This is a genomic window from Arthrobacter sp. Ld5, assembly GCF_051172775.1.
Lineage (GTDB): Bacteria > Actinomycetota > Actinomycetes > Actinomycetales > Micrococcaceae > Arthrobacter_D.
Window position 1 is genome coordinate 21,933 of the sequence record NZ_JBPKBO010000017.1, and the last position, 16,927, is coordinate 38,859.

Below are 16,927 nucleotides of genomic sequence, written 5' to 3' on the forward strand. Positions count from 1 at the left end.
CGGTATGTGGCCGGGAAGGACCCACGGATGGGTCGGCCTGGACGCCTTCGGATACTGCTGAAACTTTCGTAAGCCTACTTCGTAATGCATCAGCGGTCACTCCGGAGGTGTCCGGGACCGCCGGCCTGGCTACCCGCTGCCGCGTACCGTCGGTGGGTTCCAGTAGATTAGGGAGGTCCTATTCCCTCTGGAGATCCTGACACCGTGCATCTGAAGAGTCTAACCGTGCGAGGGTTCAAGTCCTTCGCCTCGGCAACCACCTTCGAGTTCGAGCCGGGCGTCACCGCCGTCGTCGGCCCCAACGGGTCCGGGAAGTCCAATGTCGTCGATGCCCTCGCGTGGGTCATGGGCGAGCAGGGGGCCAAGACGCTCCGCGGCGGCCGGATGGAGGACGTCATCTTCGCCGGGACGACGGGCCGCGCCCCGCTCGGGCGTGCCCAGGTCTCCCTCACCATCGACAACGCCGACGGCGCCCTGCCCATCGAGTACTCCGAGGTGACGATCTCCCGCACGCTGTTCCGGGCGGGCGGGTCCGAGTACGCCATCAACGGCAAGGGCTGCCGCCTCCTCGACATCCAGGAACTCCTCTCCGACTCCGGGCTGGGCCGCGAGATGCACGTCATCGTGGGCCAGGGGCAGCTGGACAAGGTGCTGCACGCCACCCCCGAGGAACGGCGCGGCTTCATCGAGGAGGCCGCGGGAATCCTGAAGCACCGCCGCCGGCGCGAGAAGACCGTGCGGAAGCTCGACGCGATGCAGGCCAACCTCGCGCGCCTGTCCGACCTCACCGGGGAGGTGCGGCGGCAACTCACCCCGCTCGGGAAGCAGGCGGAGGTCGCCCGGCGCGCCCAGCAGGTGCAGTTCGCGGTGCGGGACGCGAGGTCGCGCCTGCTCGCCGACGAGCTCGTCACCCTGCGCGCCGGCTTCGCGCGGGACGTCGCGGCGGAGGCAGCCCTCCAGGCGCGCCGCGACGAGATCGGGCAGCAGCTCGCCGTCGGTCAGGAGCGGCAGGCGGAGCTCGAGCACGCCGCCGCGGCGTCCGTCCCCGCCCTCAACCGGGCCCGCGAGGCCTGGTACGCGCTCTCGAGTGCCCGGGAGAAGCTCGCCGCCCTCGCCGCGCGGGCCGAGGACCGCGGCCACCTCCTGGGGCAGGCGACGGAACCGGACCGGGGCCGCGATCCCGAGCACCTGGACCGGCAGGCCGAGCGCGTCCGCGCTGAGGTCACCCGTCTGGAGGAGGAGGTCGCCGCCCTCGGCCGCGCCCTCGAGGAGACCCTGGCGGCCCGTCGCACGGCGGAGGAGGCCTCGGCGGCCGAGGACGCGCGGCTCGCCCGCCTCCTGCGGGCCGCCGCCGACCGGCGCGAGGGCGACGCCCGGCTCGCCGGGGCGGTGGGCGCGGCGCGGTCCCGCGTCGAGTCCGCGGACGCCGAACTCGGGCGCCTGCGTGCGTCCATCACCGCGGCCGATGAACGACGGCGCACGGCCGAGCGCGAGTTCCAGGCGCTCGAAGGCCGGGTCGCCGGGGACGAGGAGGGTGAGGAGGGCCTCGACGCCGAGTACGAGGAGGCCTCCGGGAACCTGCGCTCCCTCACCGAGGACGTGACCGCACTGGTGGAGGAGGAGCGCGCCACGGAGCGTACGCGCGGCGCCCTGGCCGCGCGGCTCGAGGCGCAGCGCGAGGGCCTGCAGCAGCGCGACGGCTCCGCGGCCCTCCTCGCCGCCGGGCTCGACGGCGTGCTCGAGCCGCTCGCCCAGCTGCTGCACGTGGCCCCGGGGTTCGAGAAGGCCGTCGTCGCGGCGCTCGCCGGCTCCGCCGACGCCGTCGCCGTCGGGAGCATCGCCGCCGCGGCCCGGGCGATGGAGCGCATGAAGCACGACGACGCCGGCCAGGTCTCGCTCGTCGTCGCCTCCGGACCCGGGGCGACCGCCCGGCCGGAGAAGGCCGCCGCGGGGCCGGAGCCCGGCGCCGCCGTCCCCGCGCTCGCCGTCGTGACCGCCCCGCCCGCCCTCCAGCCGGCCGTGGCCGCGCTGCTCGCCGGCGTCGTGGTGGTCGCGGACCTCGAGGCGGCGCGCCGCACCGTCGAGGACGGCACCGCGCCCCTCGCGGTCACGCGGAACGGTGACGTGCTGACCCGCCACACGGGCCGCGGCGGCGCACCGGGGGCGGCCGGCTCCCTCGAGCTGCGGGCCGCCGCCGAGGACACGGGGGAGAAGCTCGCCCTGACCGTCGCCGCCGCGGACCGTCTGCGGTTCCGCCTGGCCGCGGCACGGTCCGCCCGGCAGGAGGCACAGCACCGCGTCGACGCAGCACTGGAGCGCCTGCATGAATCGGACGCGCGGATGGCCGCGGTGGCCGAGCGGCTCGGCCGGCTGCACGCCGAGCTCCGCTCCGCGGGCGGGGAGGCCGAACGGCTGACGGTCCTCGTACGCGCCGCCGAGGACAATCTCGCGCAAGAGAAGACACGGTTGGAGGACGCCGTCCGGCGGCTGGAGGACCTCCAGGAGCAACCCGTGGAGGCCGAACCCTCCAGCGAGCACCGCGACGCCCTGCGGCGCGCCGCGGTGGACGCCCGGCAGGCGGAACTCGAGGCCCGCCTCGTCCTGCGCGGGCGGGAGGAGCAGCTCTCCGCGCTCACGAACCGCGCCGCCGCCCTCGAACGCGCGGCGCAGTCCGAGCGCCGAGCACGCGAGCAGGCGGCGGAGAAGGCGAGGATCCGGGAGGCCCAGGCGCGCCGCGCCGCCGACGTCGCCGCGGCCGCGCGCCGGGCCGAACGGCGGGCCGTGCAGTCCGTGGCCGTCGCCGCGGAGGAGCGTGACACCGCCGAGCGGCTGCGCCGGCAGCAGGACGCCGAGCTCCAGGAGGTGCGGGCGTCCACCGCGGCCCTCGGCGCCGAACTGGCACGGCTCACCGATTCGGCGCACCGGGACGAGCTCGCCCGCACGCAGCAGCGCCTGAGGATCGAGGCCCTCGAGAACCGCTCCCTCGAGGAGCTCGGCCTCACCCCGGACCACCTCGTGGACGGATTCGGTCCGCACCTGCCCGTGCCGTCGGACACGGTGACGGAGGACAAGTGGGCCGCGCTGCGCGCGCCGGTCGACGACGACGGCAATCCCGTACTACAGGGCGTCCCGTTCGTGCGGGAGGAGCAGGTGAAGAGGCTCCGGCGGGGCGAGCGGGATCTCGCCGCGCTCGGCAAGGTGAATCCCCTCGCGCTCGAGGAATTCGCGGCGCTCGAGGAGCGGCACCAGTTCCTCAGTACCCAGCTCGCGGACCTCAAGGCGACCCGCAAGGACCTCCTCGACATCATCCGGGAGGTCGACGAGCGCGTGGAGGAGGTCTTCACAGCCGCGTTCCAGGACACCGCCGACCAGTTCGAGCACGTCTTCGCGACCCTCTTCCCGGGCGGCGAGGGCCGGCTGGTGCTCACGGACCCGGCGGACATGCTCGCCAGCGGCATCGAGGTCGAAGCCCGCCCCGCCGGCAAGAAGATCAAGCGGCTGTCGCTGCTCTCCGGCGGGGAACGGTCGCTGACCGCCGTCGCGCTGCTGGTTGCGATCTTCAAGGCCCGGCCCTCGCCGTTCTATGTCATGGACGAGGTGGAGGCGGCCCTCGACGACACGAACCTCGGGCGCCTGATCACGATCTTCCAGGAACTGCGGGAGTCGAGCCAGCTGATCATCATCACGCACCAGAAGCGCACCATGGAGGTGGCCGACGCCCTCTACGGCGTGACGATGCGCGGCGACGGCGTGTCCACCGTCATCAGCCAGCGCATCACCGAGCGCGAGGACTCCGTCGGCTAGGGTCCCTGCTCCTCCGCGGCCGGACCGGCCCGGCGGAGGCCCGACGTGCCGTCGCCGTCCGTGTCCGCGCTGCGGTCACCGTCCGTGTCCGCCGGCGGGATGCGCTCGGTCCGGGGCAGCGTCTCCCGGGACAGGGCCCAGATGCCCGCGGCGAGGCAGGCCAGGATCCCGGTCACCGTGAAGGCGAGGGTGAAGGAGCCGAAGGGCAGCTGGTCGATGATCAGGCCGGCGAGGATCGGTCCGAGGATGGCCCCGAGGTCAGCACTCATCTGGAAGGTCGCCAGGACCCTGCCACCGCTGCGGTCGGCGCCGATGACGTCGGCCACCGCTGCCTGCTGGGCGGGATTCAGGAGGCCGGTGCCGATCCCGGCAACGACGCACAGCGCGAGGAACACCACCACGTTCCCGGAGAAGCCGAGGGCGATCATCGCGGCCCCGTTCACGACCAGCCCCGTGATGACGAGCGGCCGCCTGCCCAGCGAGTCGGCGAGCCCGCCGGACACCGTCAGCGCGAGGGCCGTCCCCGCGGCGAAGAAGGCCAGGGAGACGCCGGCGATCTCGGTTCCGGCTCCGAGGACGGCGTCCGCGAAGAGGGGCACCAGCGCCATCCGGACGCCGAAGGAGGACCAGCCGTTGGCGAAGCTGGAGGCCAGCGCCGCGCGGTACCCGGAGTCCGCGACCGCCTGGCGCACCGTCAGGGCCGGCTTCTCGCGGGCCGCCGTGCGGTCCGCGAGCGAGGTGTCCTTCAGCTGGAAGAAGACGACGGCGGAGGCGACCAGCAGGGCCGCCGCATATACAAGGAACGGCACCCGCAGGCCGAACCGGGCGAGCAGGCCGCCCACGAGCGGGCCGCCGATGCTCCCGAGCAGGAACGCGGTCGCGTACGCCCCCGAGACGCGCCCGCGGATCGACGGCGGCGCGAGCCGCACGATCAGCCCCATCGCGGAGACCGTGAACATCGTCGAACCGATCCCGCCGAGGGCGCGGAAGACGAGAAGCTGCCAGTAGTCCGCGGCGAAGGCGCAGGCGGCGGTGGACAGGGCGACGATGAGCAACCCGACGATGTAGACGGGCCGCTCGCCGAGCCGCTCCACGAGCCGGCCGCCCGCGGGGGCGAAGACGAGGCGCGTGAAGGCGAAGGCGCTCACGATCACCGCGGAGGCGGTGACACCGACGTCGAAGCTCTGCGCGAACTGCGGAAGGATCGGGGCCACGAGGCCGAAGCCGATGGCGATGACGAACGCGGCCGCGATGAGGACCCGGATCTCGCGCGGGATGCGCTGCCGTTCCCCGACGGGCGCACCGCTGGGGTCTCCCCGCCGTCCCGGACGCGGAACACGGAAGGGAGGGCGCTTGGGTACGCGAGGAGATCCGGCCATGGTCCTCGCATTCTTCCACCGCCCCGGCGCCGGAGTTCAATCCGTGCGGGCAGGACCCGTATGAGAAGGTGGATCGGTGAACGACATCCTCCTGCCTGTCATCTTCGTCATCCTCGCGATCGCCGTGGTCGGGTCGCTCGCGGTCCTCCTGGTCCGCGGCCGACGGACCCCTCCCGGTCTGTACTCCTCCCCCCGCGACCCGGACGACCAGGTGGAGGGAGGGGCGCACGGCGCCACGTCCACGGACGTCCTCGAGCGGCCCGACGGCGTCCACACGGACGAACTCGTCCCGAACGACCTCAGCAGCCTGGAGGAGGCGCCGGCCGCTCCGCGCCTGGACCTCGTCGATCCCGTGCAGGGGCGGCTCGCCCGCCTGCGCGCCCGCCTGGTGCGGTCCAACAACGCCCTCGGCAAGGGCCTGCTGGCCCTCCTGTCCCGTGACCGGATCGACGAGGACGTCTGGGACGAGGTGGAGGAGACCCTCCTGATGGCGGATCTCGGCACCGAGCCCACCATGGAACTCGTGGATGCGCTGCGCGAGCGCGTCAAGGTGGCGGGCAGCCGCAATCCCGCCGAGGTCAAGGACATGCTCCGTGAGGAGCTCGTGAAGCTCGTCGATCCGACGATGGACCGGTCCCTGGCCACGCAGCGCCATGCGGACCGCCCGGCCATCGTGATGGTGGTGGGCGTCAACGGCGTGGGCAAGACCACCACGGTCGGCAAGCTCGCGCGCGTGCTCGTCGCCGACGACAAGGACGTGCTCCTCGGCGCCGCGGACACGTTCCGTGCCGCCGCGGCCGAGCAGCTGGCCACCTGGGGGGCGCGCGTCGGCGTGCCGACGGTGAAGTCCGACGTCGACGGCGCCGACCCCGCCTCCGTCGCCTTCGAGGCGGTCCGGACGGGCATCGAGCAGGAGGTCGACGTCGTCCTGATCGACACCGCCGGGCGCCTGCAGAACAAGGTGGGCCTGATGGACGAGCTCGGCAAGGTCAAGCGGGTCGTCGAGAAGCAGGGCACCGTGGACGAGGTGCTGCTGGTGCTGGACGCGACCACGGGCCAGAACGGGCTGAACCAGGCCCGCGTCTTCGCCGAGGTCGTGAACATCAGCGGCATCGTCCTCACCAAGCTGGACGGGACCGCGAAGGGCGGCATCGTCGTGGCGATCCAGCGCAGCCTCGGGGTCCCCGTGAAGCTCATCGGCCTGGGGGAGGGCGCCGACGATCTCGCGCCGTTCGACGCCGAGGGCTTCGTCGACGCCCTGCTCAGCTAGGACCAGCCCGCAGGACGCCGTCCGTCAAGGTCCGGCGGGCCCGGAAACCTGCAGGAAACACGACCGTCACGGCGTCTTTACGTCGACGCCCGGCCTGTAACCTGCGCGCAACGCGATCCCCCCGGAACTGAAACACGGCCATCGCATTCTGGAGGAGCGGGAAGTCCCCGCCCCTTTGGAAGGATCGTGTTTGATGGATCTGACAGCAGGCCACGTCTGGGTGATGATCTCAGCCGCCCTCGTACTTCTCATGACCCCCGGGCTCGCCTTCTTCTATGGTGGGATGACCCGTGCCAAGGCCGCCCTGAACATGATGATGATGAGCTTCATCGCCGTCGGACTCGTCGGGATCGTGTGGGTGCTCTGGGGCTACTCGATGACCGGCGGCGACGGCATCGCCCAGCTCTTCGGCAACCCGTTCACCTCGTTCGGCATGAGCGGCCTCATCGGCACCGAGGACCTCATCGGTGCCGGCTACGGCGCCACGTTCGCCATCATCACCGTCGCCCTGATCAGCGGCGCGATCGCCGACCGCGCGAAGTTCGGGGCCTGGACCGTCTTCGTCCCCATCTGGGTCACTCTCGTCTACTGTCCCCTCGCGTTCATGGTGTGGGGCGGGGGCCTGCTGAGCGCCGACGGCGCGGTGGGCGCCGCGGTCGGCGAGGCCGTGGACTTCGCGGGCGGCACCGTGGTGCACATCAGCGCCGGCGTGGCGGCCCTCGTGCTCGCCCTGATCCTCGGCAAGCGCCAGGGCTTCGGCAAGGACCCGGCCCAGCGCCCGCACAACATCCCCTTCGTGATGCTCGGTGCCGCACTCCTGTGGTTCGGCTGGTTCGGCTTCAACGGCGGGGCCGCCGGATCGGCCGAGGAAGCGGGACTGATCTGGGTCAACACCATGGCAGCACCTGCCGCGGCCATGGTCGGCTGGCTCATGACCGAGCGCATCCGTGACGGACGGCCCACCTCGCTCGGCGCGGCCTCGGGCATCGTCGCCGGCCTGGTGGCCATCACCCCGGCCTGCGCGAACGTCAGCCCCGTCGGTGCCATCTGCCTCGGCATCGTCTCCGGTGCGGTCTGCGCCCTCGCCGTCGGGGTCAAGTACCGGCTCGGGTTCGACGACTCGCTCGACGTCGTCGCCGTCCACCTGGTCGCCGGTATCGTCGGCACGCTGGCCCTCGGGTTCATCATGCTGCCCGTCGACGGTGAGGGTGGGGGCCTCTTCTACGGCGGCGGCGCCGACCAGCTGGTCGCGCAGATCGTCGCCGCGGCCATCGCGATCGTCCTCTCGGCCGTCATGACCGCGATCATCGGCCTCGCCATCCACAAGACCATCGGCTTCCGGATCAGCCCGGACGACGAGGTGTCGGGCGTGGACCTGACCGAGCACGCTGAGACCGCGTACGAGTTCGGAGGGCTCGGCGTCGGCGGATCCTTCCACCCGTTCGCCGACCAGCAGGCCAAGCACAGCAGCAAGCAGAAGACCGCGCAGCAGGACGTCACGGAAGGCGTACATTCATGAAACTGGTCACAGCCATCGTCCGGCCGGACAAGCTCGACGGCGTTCGGGGAGCCCTGGAGAACTACGGCGTGCAGGGCCTCACGGTCAGCGAGGCGAGCGGCTACGGCCGCCAGCGCGGGCACACCGAGGTCTACCGCGGGGCCGAGTACACCGTGGACCTCCTGCAGAAGGCGCGCGTCGAGGTGCTCGTCGCGGATGCCTGGGTAACCGACATCGTCGACGTCCTGGTCTCCACCGCGAACACCGGCCGCGCCGGGGACGGCAAGGTGTGGGTCATCCCGGTCGAGGAGGCCGTTCGCGTCCGCACCGGCGAACGGGGCGAGGCCGCGCTGTAGGGCGGCCTCCGTACGCAGCACGTCGCAGCACAGCACACCGCAACACAGCACGACGCCCGGCCGGGAAACCCCGCCGGGCGTCCTGCTCTCCGGGGCGTGCGGGAGTCCTCACCGTGGCCGGGCGTCGGCCCCTTGCCCTCCACCGGCCATGAGCCTATGCTTTGACAACCGATCTGTTGATCAACACAAAGGTTGATCAACGTGGTGGCCGATTGGCAGGAGCATCACCGTGACCGACGACGAGCGCCTCGACATCGCCTTCCTGGCGCTTGCCGATCCCGTCCGCCGCCGCATCATCGCCCGGCTCAGCCGGGGCGCGGCCACGGTCAACGAACTGGCGGAACCCTTCGCGATCACCAAGCAGGCGGTCTCGAGGCACATCCAGGTCCTCGAGCAGGCCGGGCTCGTCACGCGTACGCGCGACGCCCAGCGCAGGCCCGTCCACCTGAACCCCGCACGGCTGGAGGCACTCACCGCCTGGATCGACCAGTACCGGCTGGTCCGCGAGGAGCAGTTCCGCGGTCTCGACGCCGTGCTCCACACCCAGGCCGCGGCACGCGGCCCGCAGGCAAAGGACTCGTCATGAGCAATGCCCTGAAACTCACCGTCCCGGAGGGGCTGCCCTTCATCGACTTCGAACGGGAGTTCGACTTCCCCAGGGCGGAGGTCTTCCACGCGCACGCGGACCCCGACCTCGTCGCCCAGTGGCTGGGCCCCCGGCGCCTCCGGCTCGGCATCGACCACTACCACTTCCGGACGGGCGGGACCTACCGCTACACGCACACCGGCCCGGACGGCGTCGACCACGTCTTCAGTGGGGTGTTCCACACGGTCCGGGAGAACGACTTCGCGATCCAGACCTTCGAGTACGACGGCTACCCGGACGTCGTCAGCATCGAGTTCCTGACCTTCGAGGAACTCGCTGACGGCAGGACGCGGCTCAGCGCCCACGCCGTCTACCCGACCATGGAGGCGCGCGACGGCATGGCGCGGTCCGGGATGGAGGGCGGACTCTCCGAGGCCTACGAACAGCTCGACGAACTGCTGGCGCGCACGACGCTCTGAGCACCGGGGCCCCGGGGGCGGCAGGCCTGCAACGTCAGGGCTTCCGCCCCGACGACGACGGCCACGCCTCCGGCCCCTCCGAGCCTGCCGGGTACTCCTCCAGGGGCACCCGGCCTTCCGCCCATGCCTTCAGGACAGGCTCCACGATGCGCCAGCAGTCCTCGGCGGTGTCGCCGCGGACCGAGAGTGTCGGGTCCCCCGCGAGGACACCCTCGATCACCTCACCGTAGGGGAGGAGATCCGTCTGGTTGAGCTCGGCGCTGAGGGTCGCGCGGTCGAGGGAGAAGATGTCGCCGGGCCCGTTGACGTCGATCTCCAGCTGGAGTGTGTCAGGACCGAACCCAATGCGCAGCTTCGTCGGCGCATCCTGCCCGGAGAAGCCCACGGGGAGATGGCTGACGGGCCGGAAGGTGATCACGGCCTCCTTGCGCTTGATGCCGAGGGCCTTGCCGGAGCGGAGGACGAACGGCACCCCCGACCAGCGCTCGTTGTTGATGGATACCGTGATCTCCGCGAGCGTCTCGGTGCCCTTCTCCGGATCGACGCCGGGCTCCGCGGCGTAGTCGGGGACCTCCCGGTCGCCGATCGTCCCCGTCGCGTACCGTGCCCGGCGGCTGCTGCCCGGACTGTCCAGATCCACCGTGCTTGCCCGGAGGACGGACCCGATGTGGTCGCGCAGGTCCCTTTCGTGCAGGGTCGATGGTGCGTTCAGGGCCAGCAGGGCCATGACGTGCAGCAGGTGGCTCTGGATCATGTCGCGCAGGGCGCCGGCGCCGTCGTAGTAGCGGGCCCGGTTCTCGAGCGCGAGGTCCTCGTCGAAGATCACCTCGACCTTCTCGATGTGCAGGTTGTTCCAGACCGGCTCGAGGATGCGGTTCGCGAATCGGAGGCCGAGGATGTTGAACACCGTCGCCTTCCCCAGAAAATGGTCCACCCGGTGGATGTTCTGCTCGGGGACCAGCCCCGAGAGCTTCTCGTTGAGTTCGTGGGCGCTGGCCTGGTCCGTGCCGAAGGGCTTCTCCATCACGAGGCGCGTGCTCTTCGGCAGCGAATCCGGCCCGAGGGCGCTGCAGGCCTTCTGGCTCACCGCGGGCGGCAGCGCGAAGTAGATGGCCACGGGTCCCTCGAGCCCCTGCACCAGGTCGGCCAGCCCGTCCTTCGTGACATCGAGGAAGTGGTACCAGCTGTCGTCGCGCACCTGCTGCAGCGCAGCCCGTCCGGCGTCGTCGGCCTTCTCCCGGGCGACGGCGAAGGAGTCGTCCAGCCGCGCACGCCACTGCTCGTCGGTCCAGTCGTCCGAGCCCGCCCCCACGAGCTTCAGCCCGTCGGCACGGCCGAGGCGGATGAGCCGGGCGAGCCCCGGCAGGAGGAGGCGCCCGGTCAGGTCGCCGGAGGCACCGAGGATCAGGAGCGTCCGGACGCGGGTCTCGGCGTCGGCGGGAATGGTGTCGTGCTCTGCGAGCGAAGAAGTGTCCACGTCCTCACCTTGCCACTTCCGCCCGCGGGTGTCCTGCTGCGACCGGACGGCCCGCCGTCCCCGACCGGCCGGGGCGGGACAGCGGCCCGGAGGCGGCGTCGGGCGCTCCCGGCGGGTGGCCAGTTGATACCCTTGGAAGCTGAGTCTCCAAAGTCCCCGATGAAAGTAGTGCACGGCACGTGTTCAATTCACTCTCCGACCGGCTGACTGCAACCTTCAAGAACCTCCGCGGCAAGGGCCGCCTCACCGAGGCGGACATCGATGCCACGGTCCGCGAGATCCGCCGCGCCCTGCTCGACGCCGACGTCGCCGTCCCCGTCGTGCGCGCCTTCACGGCCGCCGTCAAGGAGCGCGCCCTGGGCCTCGAGGTCTCGCAGGCCCTCAACCCGGGCCAGCAGGTCGTCAAGATCGTCAACGAGGAACTCGTCGGGATCCTCGGCGGTGAGACCCGGCGCATCCGGCTCGCGAAGAACCCGCCCACGGTCATCATGCTCGCGGGCCTGCAGGGTGCGGGAAAGACGACGCTCGCGGGCAAGCTCTCCAAGTGGCTCAAGGGCCAGGGCCACAGTCCGCTGCTCGTCGCCTGCGACCTCCAGCGCCCGAACGCCGTCCGCCAGCTCCAGGTCAACGGCGAGCGGGCGGGCGTGCCCGTGTACGCGCCGCACCCGGGCGTCAGCTCCGAGTTCGAGGCCGCCACCGGCGACCCGGTCGCGGTCGCCCGCCAGGGCGTCGCGGAAGCCCGCACCCGGCTGCACGACGTCGTCATCGTCGACACCGCCGGGCGCCTCGGTGTGGACGCCGAGCTCATGCAGCAGGCCGCGGACATCCGTGCGGCCATCAGCCCCGACGAGGTGCTGTTCGTCATCGACGCGATGATCGGACAGGACGCCGTCAACACGGCGCTCGCCTTCAACGAGGGCGTGGACTTCACCGGCGTCGTCCTGACCAAGCTCGACGGCGACGCGCGCGGCGGTGCCGCCCTCTCGGTCGCCTCCGTGACGGGGAAGCCCGTCATGTTCGCCTCGACGGGGGAGGGGCTCGGCGACTTCGAGCTGTTCCACCCGGACCGCATGGCCTCGCGCATCCTCGACATGGGCGACATCCTCACCCTGATCGAGCAGGCCGAGCAGTCCTGGGACAAGGACGAAGCCGCGCGGATGGCGAAGAAGTTCGCCGACCAGGAGGACTTCACGCTCGACGACTTCCTCCTGCAGATGCAGCAGATCCGCAACATGGGCTCCATGAAGAAGATGCTCATGATGATGCCGGGCGCCGCCAACATGCGGGAGCAGCTGGAGAACTTCGACGAGCGTGAGATCGACCGCGTGGAGGCCATCGTCCGCTCGATGACCCCGCACGAGCGCGTCGCCCCCAAGATCCTCAACGGCTCGCGCCGGGCGAGGATCGCCCGCGGTTCCGGTGTCCACGTCTCCGAGGTCAACGGCCTGCTCGAGCGCTTCGCGCAGGCCCAGAAGATGATGAAGAAGATGGCCTCCGGCGGGGGCATCCCCGGTATGCCGGGCATGGCCGGCCCGGGAGGCTTCGGCGGTCCCCGCAAGACGAAGGCCGCAGCGAAGGGCAAGAAGAAGCCGCGCTCGGGCAACCCCGCGAAGGCCGCACAGGAGCTCCAGGAAGCCGAGGCCCGGCGCGCCGCGGCCCGCACGGCTGCGCCTACCGGCGCCGCCTTCGGTGGCCAGCAGGACTTCGACCCGTCCGCGATGAACCTGCCGAAGGGCTTCGAGAAGTTCCTCGGGAAGTAGCACGGGAAGTAGCACGGGTGCCGTGCGGGAACCGGGACCGCCGGATCAGGGACGGGCGCGGGATCGGAAGGGGGGCGGGATCGTGATCGGTGCCGACCGCGTGGTGTTCGTGCACGGCAGCGGATCGTTCGGGGCCGCGGCGTGGCCCCGGCAGCACGGCCTGTCCATCGACTTCGACTGCCTGTACGTCCGTAGGCACGGGTTCTCGGCGACCGAGGAGCCCGCCGCCACGGACCACGGCAGGGACCAGGCGATCGTCGCGGACGCCCTGGGCGGGGGAGGGCACGTCGTCGCCCATTCGCAGGGGGCCGTGGCGGCGATGATGCTCGCCGTCGAGTGTCCCGACCTGGTGCGCTCGCTCACCCTCGTGGAACCCGCGTGCTTCTCGCTCACGGCGGAGTTGCCGGCCACGGCGGCGCACATCGCCCTGATGGAGCCCCTCTACGCGGCGCGCGACGCGATGTCCGACGACGAGTTCCTGCGCGCGTTCGTGCGGCGCGTCTTCGACGCCGACGCGCGGACACCCGCCACGGGCGACGCCCGGCGGGACGCCGCGCGGCTGCGGCTCCAGAGCCCGCCGTGGGAGGCGCCGCTCGCGATCGTCCCCGGCGTACCGACCCTCGTGCTGACGGGCGGGTGGGAGCCCCTGTACGAGGAGGTCGCCGACTACCTCGCCGGCACGGGCGCGATCCACCGGGTGGCTCCGGGCGGACACCGCCCGCACGACACCGCGGAGGGCGACGCGCTCATCCGGGCCTTCCTCCGCGCCGACCGGACACGGGCCGCGGCGTGAACATTCCCGGTGTCTAGGGACCGACGGATCCGGCGCCGCCCGCCTCTCCGGAATAAGTTTAAGCTTCAATTAGTTGTGCAGGGAGACCCGCCCACTCCTAGGAGCTCCCATGACCCTGCAGGACCTGCTGCCCGACGACACCGCCATGGGGCCACTGACCCTCAGGGTCGGTGACCTCCTCGGGCAGACCCGCTACTACACGGAAGCCCTGCGCCTGGCGGTGATCGAGGACGGGGCCGACGCCGTCGTCCTCGGGCGGCGCGGGGCCGCTGTCCTCCGCCTCGAGGCGGCCCCTCACCTGCGCCTCCCGCCGCGGGGCGCCGCCGGCCTCTTCCACACCGCCCTCCTGTTCGAGGACCGGGCGGACCTTGCCGCCGCCGTCGCCTCCGCCGCAAGGCACGGCCTCGGTACGTACGTGGGCAGCGCCGACCACCTCGTCAGCGAGGCGTTCTACTTCACCGACCCGGAGGGGAACGGCATCGAACTGTACGTCGACCGGCCCCGGGACAGCTGGACCTGGACGGGCGACGGACGCGGCACCCGCTCCGTGGTGATGGACAACCTCCCCCTGCCTCCCCGGGACTACCTCGACCGGCACCTCACCGAGGACGCGGTGGAGCAGGCGGAGTCGAAGGCGGTGGGGGTGGGCCACGTCCACCTGCAGGTCGGCGACGTCGGCACGGCCCACGGCTTCTACGTGGACGTCCTCGGGTTCGAGCGCACCGCCGGGTGGCACGACCAGGCCCTCTTCGTCTCAGCCGGCGGTTACCACCACCACATGGCCATGAACGTGTGGAACAGCAGGGGTGCCGGGCCGCGGAAGGACACCCTCGGCCTCGGCGAGGTCCTCCTCCGGGTGCCGTCGGCGGACGAGGTCGGGGCGCTGGCGGACCGGCTGGCCCACGCAGGCGTCGCACGCCACCACACCGGGGCAGAACTGCGCTTCGAGGACCCCTGGCGGAACCGGCTCAGGGTGGCCGCCGACGACGCGTCGGGCGGAATCGCCTAAAGTACGGCCGTCTGGCACAATGGTTCCGTACTCGATCCGTGCAGCCCCTCTCTCTGCACGTGCATTGTGTCCTCAGAACCCTCATGAATGGCCCGCCCCACGGGAGCAGGACGACGGGTTCGCCCCTTTTCATTTACAAGGAGTGACCACACAAGTGGCCGTAAAGATTCGCCTCAAGCGCATGGGCAAGATCCGCGCACCGTTCTACCGCGTCGTCGTCATGGATTCACGCTCCAAGCGTGATGGCCGTGCCCTCGAAGAGATCGGCAAGTACAACCCCACCGAGGAGCCCTCGTTCATCGAGATCGACTCCGACCGTGCGCAGTACTGGCTCGGTGTCGGCGCGCAGCCCACCGAGCAGGTCTCCGTCCTGCTGAAGATCACCGGTGACTGGCAGAAGTTCAAGGGACTCAAGGGCCAGGAAGGCACCCTGAGGACCAAGGCCCCCAAGGAGGCGTTCGTCGCTCCCGAGAAGGGCTCGGTGATCGTCCCCGAGGCCATCACGCCGAAGGCCAAGAAGGCCGACGACGCCGCCGCGGAAGCCACCGAGGCAGAGTAACTTGCTGGCCGAAGCTCTGGAGCACCTCGTCCGCGGCATCGTCGACAACCCTGACGACGTCAGGGTCTTCGCGAAGAACAACCGCCGCGGCGAGACGCTCGAGGTCCGGGTCCACCAGGAGGACCTCGGCCGCGTGATCGGCCGCCAGGGGCGCACCGCGCGCGCGCTGCGCACCGTGGTGTCGGCCCTCGCGGACGGCGAGCCGGTGCGGGTCGACGTCGTCGACACCGACCGCCGCCGGGACTGACCCGCCCGGAGCTTCACGCCGGACAGCGTGCCGAACGGCCCCACCACCAGGACCTGGTGGTGGGGCCGTTCCCGTCTATCCCCCCAGTACCCACGTATCAGCCACACATCAGCAGGAGCACCACCATGGACGTACTCGTAGCCAGGATCGGGAAGCCCCACGGCATCCGTGGAGAGGTGACGGTCCAGCTCTTCACCGACGCCCCGGAGGACCGCTTCGAGCCGGGCGCGACCTTCCGGGTCGAGGGCGCGGCTGTTGCCGACCTCACCGTCGTGAAGGCGCGGTGGAACAAGGACATCCTGATCGTCGGCTTCGAGCAGGTGGCGGACCGGAACCAGGCCGAGACCCTGCGGGGCGCCCAGCTCTTCCTCGACACGACCGGCACGCAGGAGGACGACGACGACGCCTGGTACGAGCACGAGCTCGTCGGCCTCGACGCCCGCGTGGACGGGGCGTCCGTGGGCAGGGTGACCGCCCTGCGGACGATGGCCGTCCAGGATCTCCTCGTCGTCGAACTCGCCGACGGGCACGAGGCGCTCGTGCCGTTCGTCACCTCGATCGTGCCCGAGGTGGACCCGGAGGCGGGCTTCGTCACCATCGTGCCGCCGGCCGGCCTCTTCGACCTCAACACGCCCGGCTCCAACCAGGCGCCCGACGACGGCGACGAAGTCGCGCGCTACGCCGAGACCCCAACCGGTACCGCAACCGATGCTCCCGCGGGGTCGCCCGCCGGTCCAGGGCCGGACGGGACGCGCGACTAGTGCGCATCGACGTCGTCTCCATCTTCCCGGAGTACCTCGCCGCGCTCGACCTGTCCCTCATCGGCAAGGCGCGCCAGGACGGCGTCCTGGACGTCCGCATCCACGACCTGCGCTCCTTCACGACCGACCGGCACCGGACCGTGGACGACACGCCCTACGGCGGCGGCGCCGGCATGGTCATGAAACCCGAACCCTGGGCCCAGGCGCTGGGGGCGGTCCGCGCGGACGCGCCCGCGGATGCACGACCCACCCTGATCGTGCCGTCCCCGGCCGGCGCCGTGTTCGACCAGGCGATGGCGTACGAGCTCGCCGCGGTGGACCACCTGGTGTTCGCGTGCGGCCGGTACGAGGGCATCGACGAACGCGCCGTCGACTGGGCGCGCGAGGAGTTCGACGTCCGGCCGGTGTCGCTCGGCGACTACGTGCTGAACGGTGGGGAAGTGGCGGTGCTCGCGATGGTCGAGGCGGTCGCGCGGCTCATCCCCGGCGTCGTCGGCAATCCGGAATCCCTGGTGGAGGAATCCCACGCGGCCGGCCTGCTCGAATACCCGGTGTACACCAAACCGTCGTCGTGGCGCGGCCGCGACGTACCGGAGGTGCTGCTGAGCGGCAACCACGCGAGGATCGCGCAGTGGCGGCGGCTCGAGCAGTTCCGGCGCACCGCTGATCGCCGCCCCGACCTCCTCGAGCGGGTGGACGTCGGCGGCCTCGGGAAGGCGGACCTCGCTGCGCTGCGCGCGGCCGGTTTCGACGTCGTCGACGGCAGGCTGATACGACCGCAGCATTAGTGGTTGGCGTCCGCCCTGTGGAATAATCGTGCCCTGTGTCCACTGGGCCGGACCCTGCCACAGGGGGCGTCCGGCCAACAGTTCCACACACCGGCTACCGAATCGTCGGATCGGCCGGAAAACCTTCTTCGGCGTCATTGCCCGGGCCACGCGCCCGGTCC

The 16,927-nt window shown here is 71.4% G+C and carries 15 protein-coding genes; 13 read left to right on the forward strand and 2 right to left on the reverse strand.

The window, feature by feature from the left end; translation table 11 throughout:
* The first annotated feature begins 204 nt into the window (after window positions 1-204).
* A complete protein-coding gene (smc, locus tag ACSGDB_RS07930) occupies window positions 205-3,804 on the forward strand; it encodes a chromosome segregation protein SMC (protein WP_434994011.1) in 3,600 nt (1,199 codons plus the stop codon).
* Here the strand turns inward: smc and ACSGDB_RS07935 are convergent.
* Window positions 3,801-5,183: an MFS transporter gene (locus tag ACSGDB_RS07935; protein WP_434994012.1), complete on the reverse strand. Its 1,383-nt coding sequence runs from the start codon at window positions 5,181-5,183 to the stop codon at window positions 3,801-3,803. The genes smc and ACSGDB_RS07935 overlap by 4 nt on opposite strands.
* Before the next feature lie 76 nt (window positions 5,184-5,259).
* Between ACSGDB_RS07935 and ftsY the strand changes: the two genes are divergently transcribed.
* From ftsY to ACSGDB_RS07960, 5 genes are all read left to right on the forward strand, one after another.
* Window positions 5,260-6,453, forward strand: coding sequence for a signal recognition particle-docking protein FtsY (gene ftsY / locus ACSGDB_RS07940; protein WP_434994013.1), 1,194 nt, complete (start codon window positions 5,260-5,262; stop codon window positions 6,451-6,453).
* Between the two features lie 193 nt (window positions 6,454-6,646).
* The gene (locus ACSGDB_RS07945) at window positions 6,647-7,972 is read left to right on the forward strand and encodes an ammonium transporter (RefSeq protein ID WP_434994014.1); all 1,326 of its coding nucleotides are present in this window, start codon (window positions 6,647-6,649) and stop codon (window positions 7,970-7,972) included.
* Window positions 7,969-8,307, forward strand: a complete 339-nt coding sequence (locus ACSGDB_RS07950) for a P-II family nitrogen regulator (protein ID WP_434994015.1) — start codon at window positions 7,969-7,971, stop codon at window positions 8,305-8,307. The genes ACSGDB_RS07945 and ACSGDB_RS07950 overlap by 4 nt, the downstream gene beginning before the upstream one ends.
* A 229-nt stretch (window positions 8,308-8,536) precedes the next feature.
* On the forward strand, window positions 8,537-8,893 hold the full coding sequence (locus ACSGDB_RS07955) for an ArsR/SmtB family transcription factor (RefSeq protein WP_434994016.1): 357 nt from the start codon (window positions 8,537-8,539) through the stop codon (window positions 8,891-8,893).
* Window positions 8,890-9,372, forward strand: coding sequence for an SRPBCC family protein (locus ACSGDB_RS07960; RefSeq protein ID WP_434994017.1), 483 nt, complete (start codon window positions 8,890-8,892; stop codon window positions 9,370-9,372). Before ACSGDB_RS07955 ends, ACSGDB_RS07960 begins: the two co-directional genes overlap by 4 nt.
* Window positions 9,373-9,406: 34 nt before the next feature.
* Here the strand turns inward: ACSGDB_RS07960 and ACSGDB_RS07965 are convergent, their stop codons facing one another.
* Window positions 9,407-10,849, reverse strand: coding sequence for a glucose-6-phosphate dehydrogenase (locus tag ACSGDB_RS07965; protein ID WP_434994018.1), 1,443 nt, complete (start codon window positions 10,847-10,849; stop codon window positions 9,407-9,409).
* A gap of 179 nt (window positions 10,850-11,028) precedes the next feature.
* Here ACSGDB_RS07965 and ffh point away from each other — a divergent pair, with 179 nt between their 5' ends.
* From ffh to trmD, 7 genes are all read left to right on the forward strand, one after another.
* Window positions 11,029-12,609: a signal recognition particle protein gene (gene ffh, locus ACSGDB_RS07970; protein ID WP_434994019.1), complete on the forward strand. Its 1,581-nt coding sequence runs from the start codon at window positions 11,029-11,031 to the stop codon at window positions 12,607-12,609.
* 85 nt (window positions 12,610-12,694) lie between these two features.
* Window positions 12,695-13,402, forward strand: a complete 708-nt coding sequence (locus tag ACSGDB_RS07975; protein ID WP_434994170.1) for an alpha/beta fold hydrolase — start codon at window positions 12,695-12,697, stop codon at window positions 13,400-13,402.
* 109 nt (window positions 13,403-13,511) lie between these two features.
* The gene (locus ACSGDB_RS07980) at window positions 13,512-14,411 is read left to right on the forward strand and encodes a VOC family protein (RefSeq protein WP_434994020.1); all 900 of its coding nucleotides are present in this window, start codon (window positions 13,512-13,514) and stop codon (window positions 14,409-14,411) included.
* Between the two features lie 154 nt (window positions 14,412-14,565).
* Window positions 14,566-14,970 carry a 30S ribosomal protein S16 gene (rpsP, locus tag ACSGDB_RS07985; RefSeq protein ID WP_434994021.1) on the forward strand — a complete coding sequence of 135 codons (405 nt, stop codon included), beginning with the start codon at window positions 14,566-14,568 and terminating at the stop codon, window positions 14,968-14,970.
* A gap of 1 nt (window position 14,971) precedes the next feature.
* Entirely contained in the window at window positions 14,972-15,217 is a 246-nt protein-coding gene (locus ACSGDB_RS07990; protein WP_434994022.1) for an RNA-binding protein, read from the forward strand.
* 125 nt (window positions 15,218-15,342) lie between these two features.
* A complete protein-coding gene (gene rimM, locus ACSGDB_RS07995) occupies window positions 15,343-15,978 on the forward strand; it encodes a ribosome maturation factor RimM (RefSeq protein WP_434994023.1) in 636 nt (211 codons plus the stop codon).
* Complete coding sequence (trmD, locus tag ACSGDB_RS08000; RefSeq protein WP_434994024.1) at window positions 15,978-16,766, forward strand: tRNA (guanosine(37)-N1)-methyltransferase TrmD; 789 nt, start codon at window positions 15,978-15,980, stop codon at window positions 16,764-16,766. Before rimM ends, trmD begins: the two co-directional genes overlap by 1 nt.
* Window positions 16,767-16,927 lie beyond the last annotated feature (161 nt).

What these genes read in the sequence shown, in the direction of transcription:
- rimM (WP_434994023.1), top strand. Translation starts at nt 15,343, where the DNA reads ATGGACGTACTCGTAGCCAGGATCGGGAAGCCCCACGGCATCCGTGGA.
- ACSGDB_RS07960 (WP_434994017.1), top strand. Translation starts at nt 8,890, where the DNA reads ATGAGCAATGCCCTGAAACTCACCGTCCCGGAGGGGCTGCCCTTCATC.
- ACSGDB_RS07935 (WP_434994012.1), bottom strand. Translation starts at nt 5,183, where the DNA reads ATGGCCGGATCTCCTCGCGTACCCAAGCGCCCTCCCTTCCGTGTTCCG.
- ACSGDB_RS07950 (WP_434994015.1), top strand. Translation starts at nt 7,969, where the DNA reads ATGAAACTGGTCACAGCCATCGTCCGGCCGGACAAGCTCGACGGCGTT.
- ACSGDB_RS07945 (WP_434994014.1), top strand. Translation starts at nt 6,647, where the DNA reads ATGGATCTGACAGCAGGCCACGTCTGGGTGATGATCTCAGCCGCCCTC.
- ACSGDB_RS07980 (WP_434994020.1), top strand. Translation starts at nt 13,512, where the DNA reads ATGACCCTGCAGGACCTGCTGCCCGACGACACCGCCATGGGGCCACTG.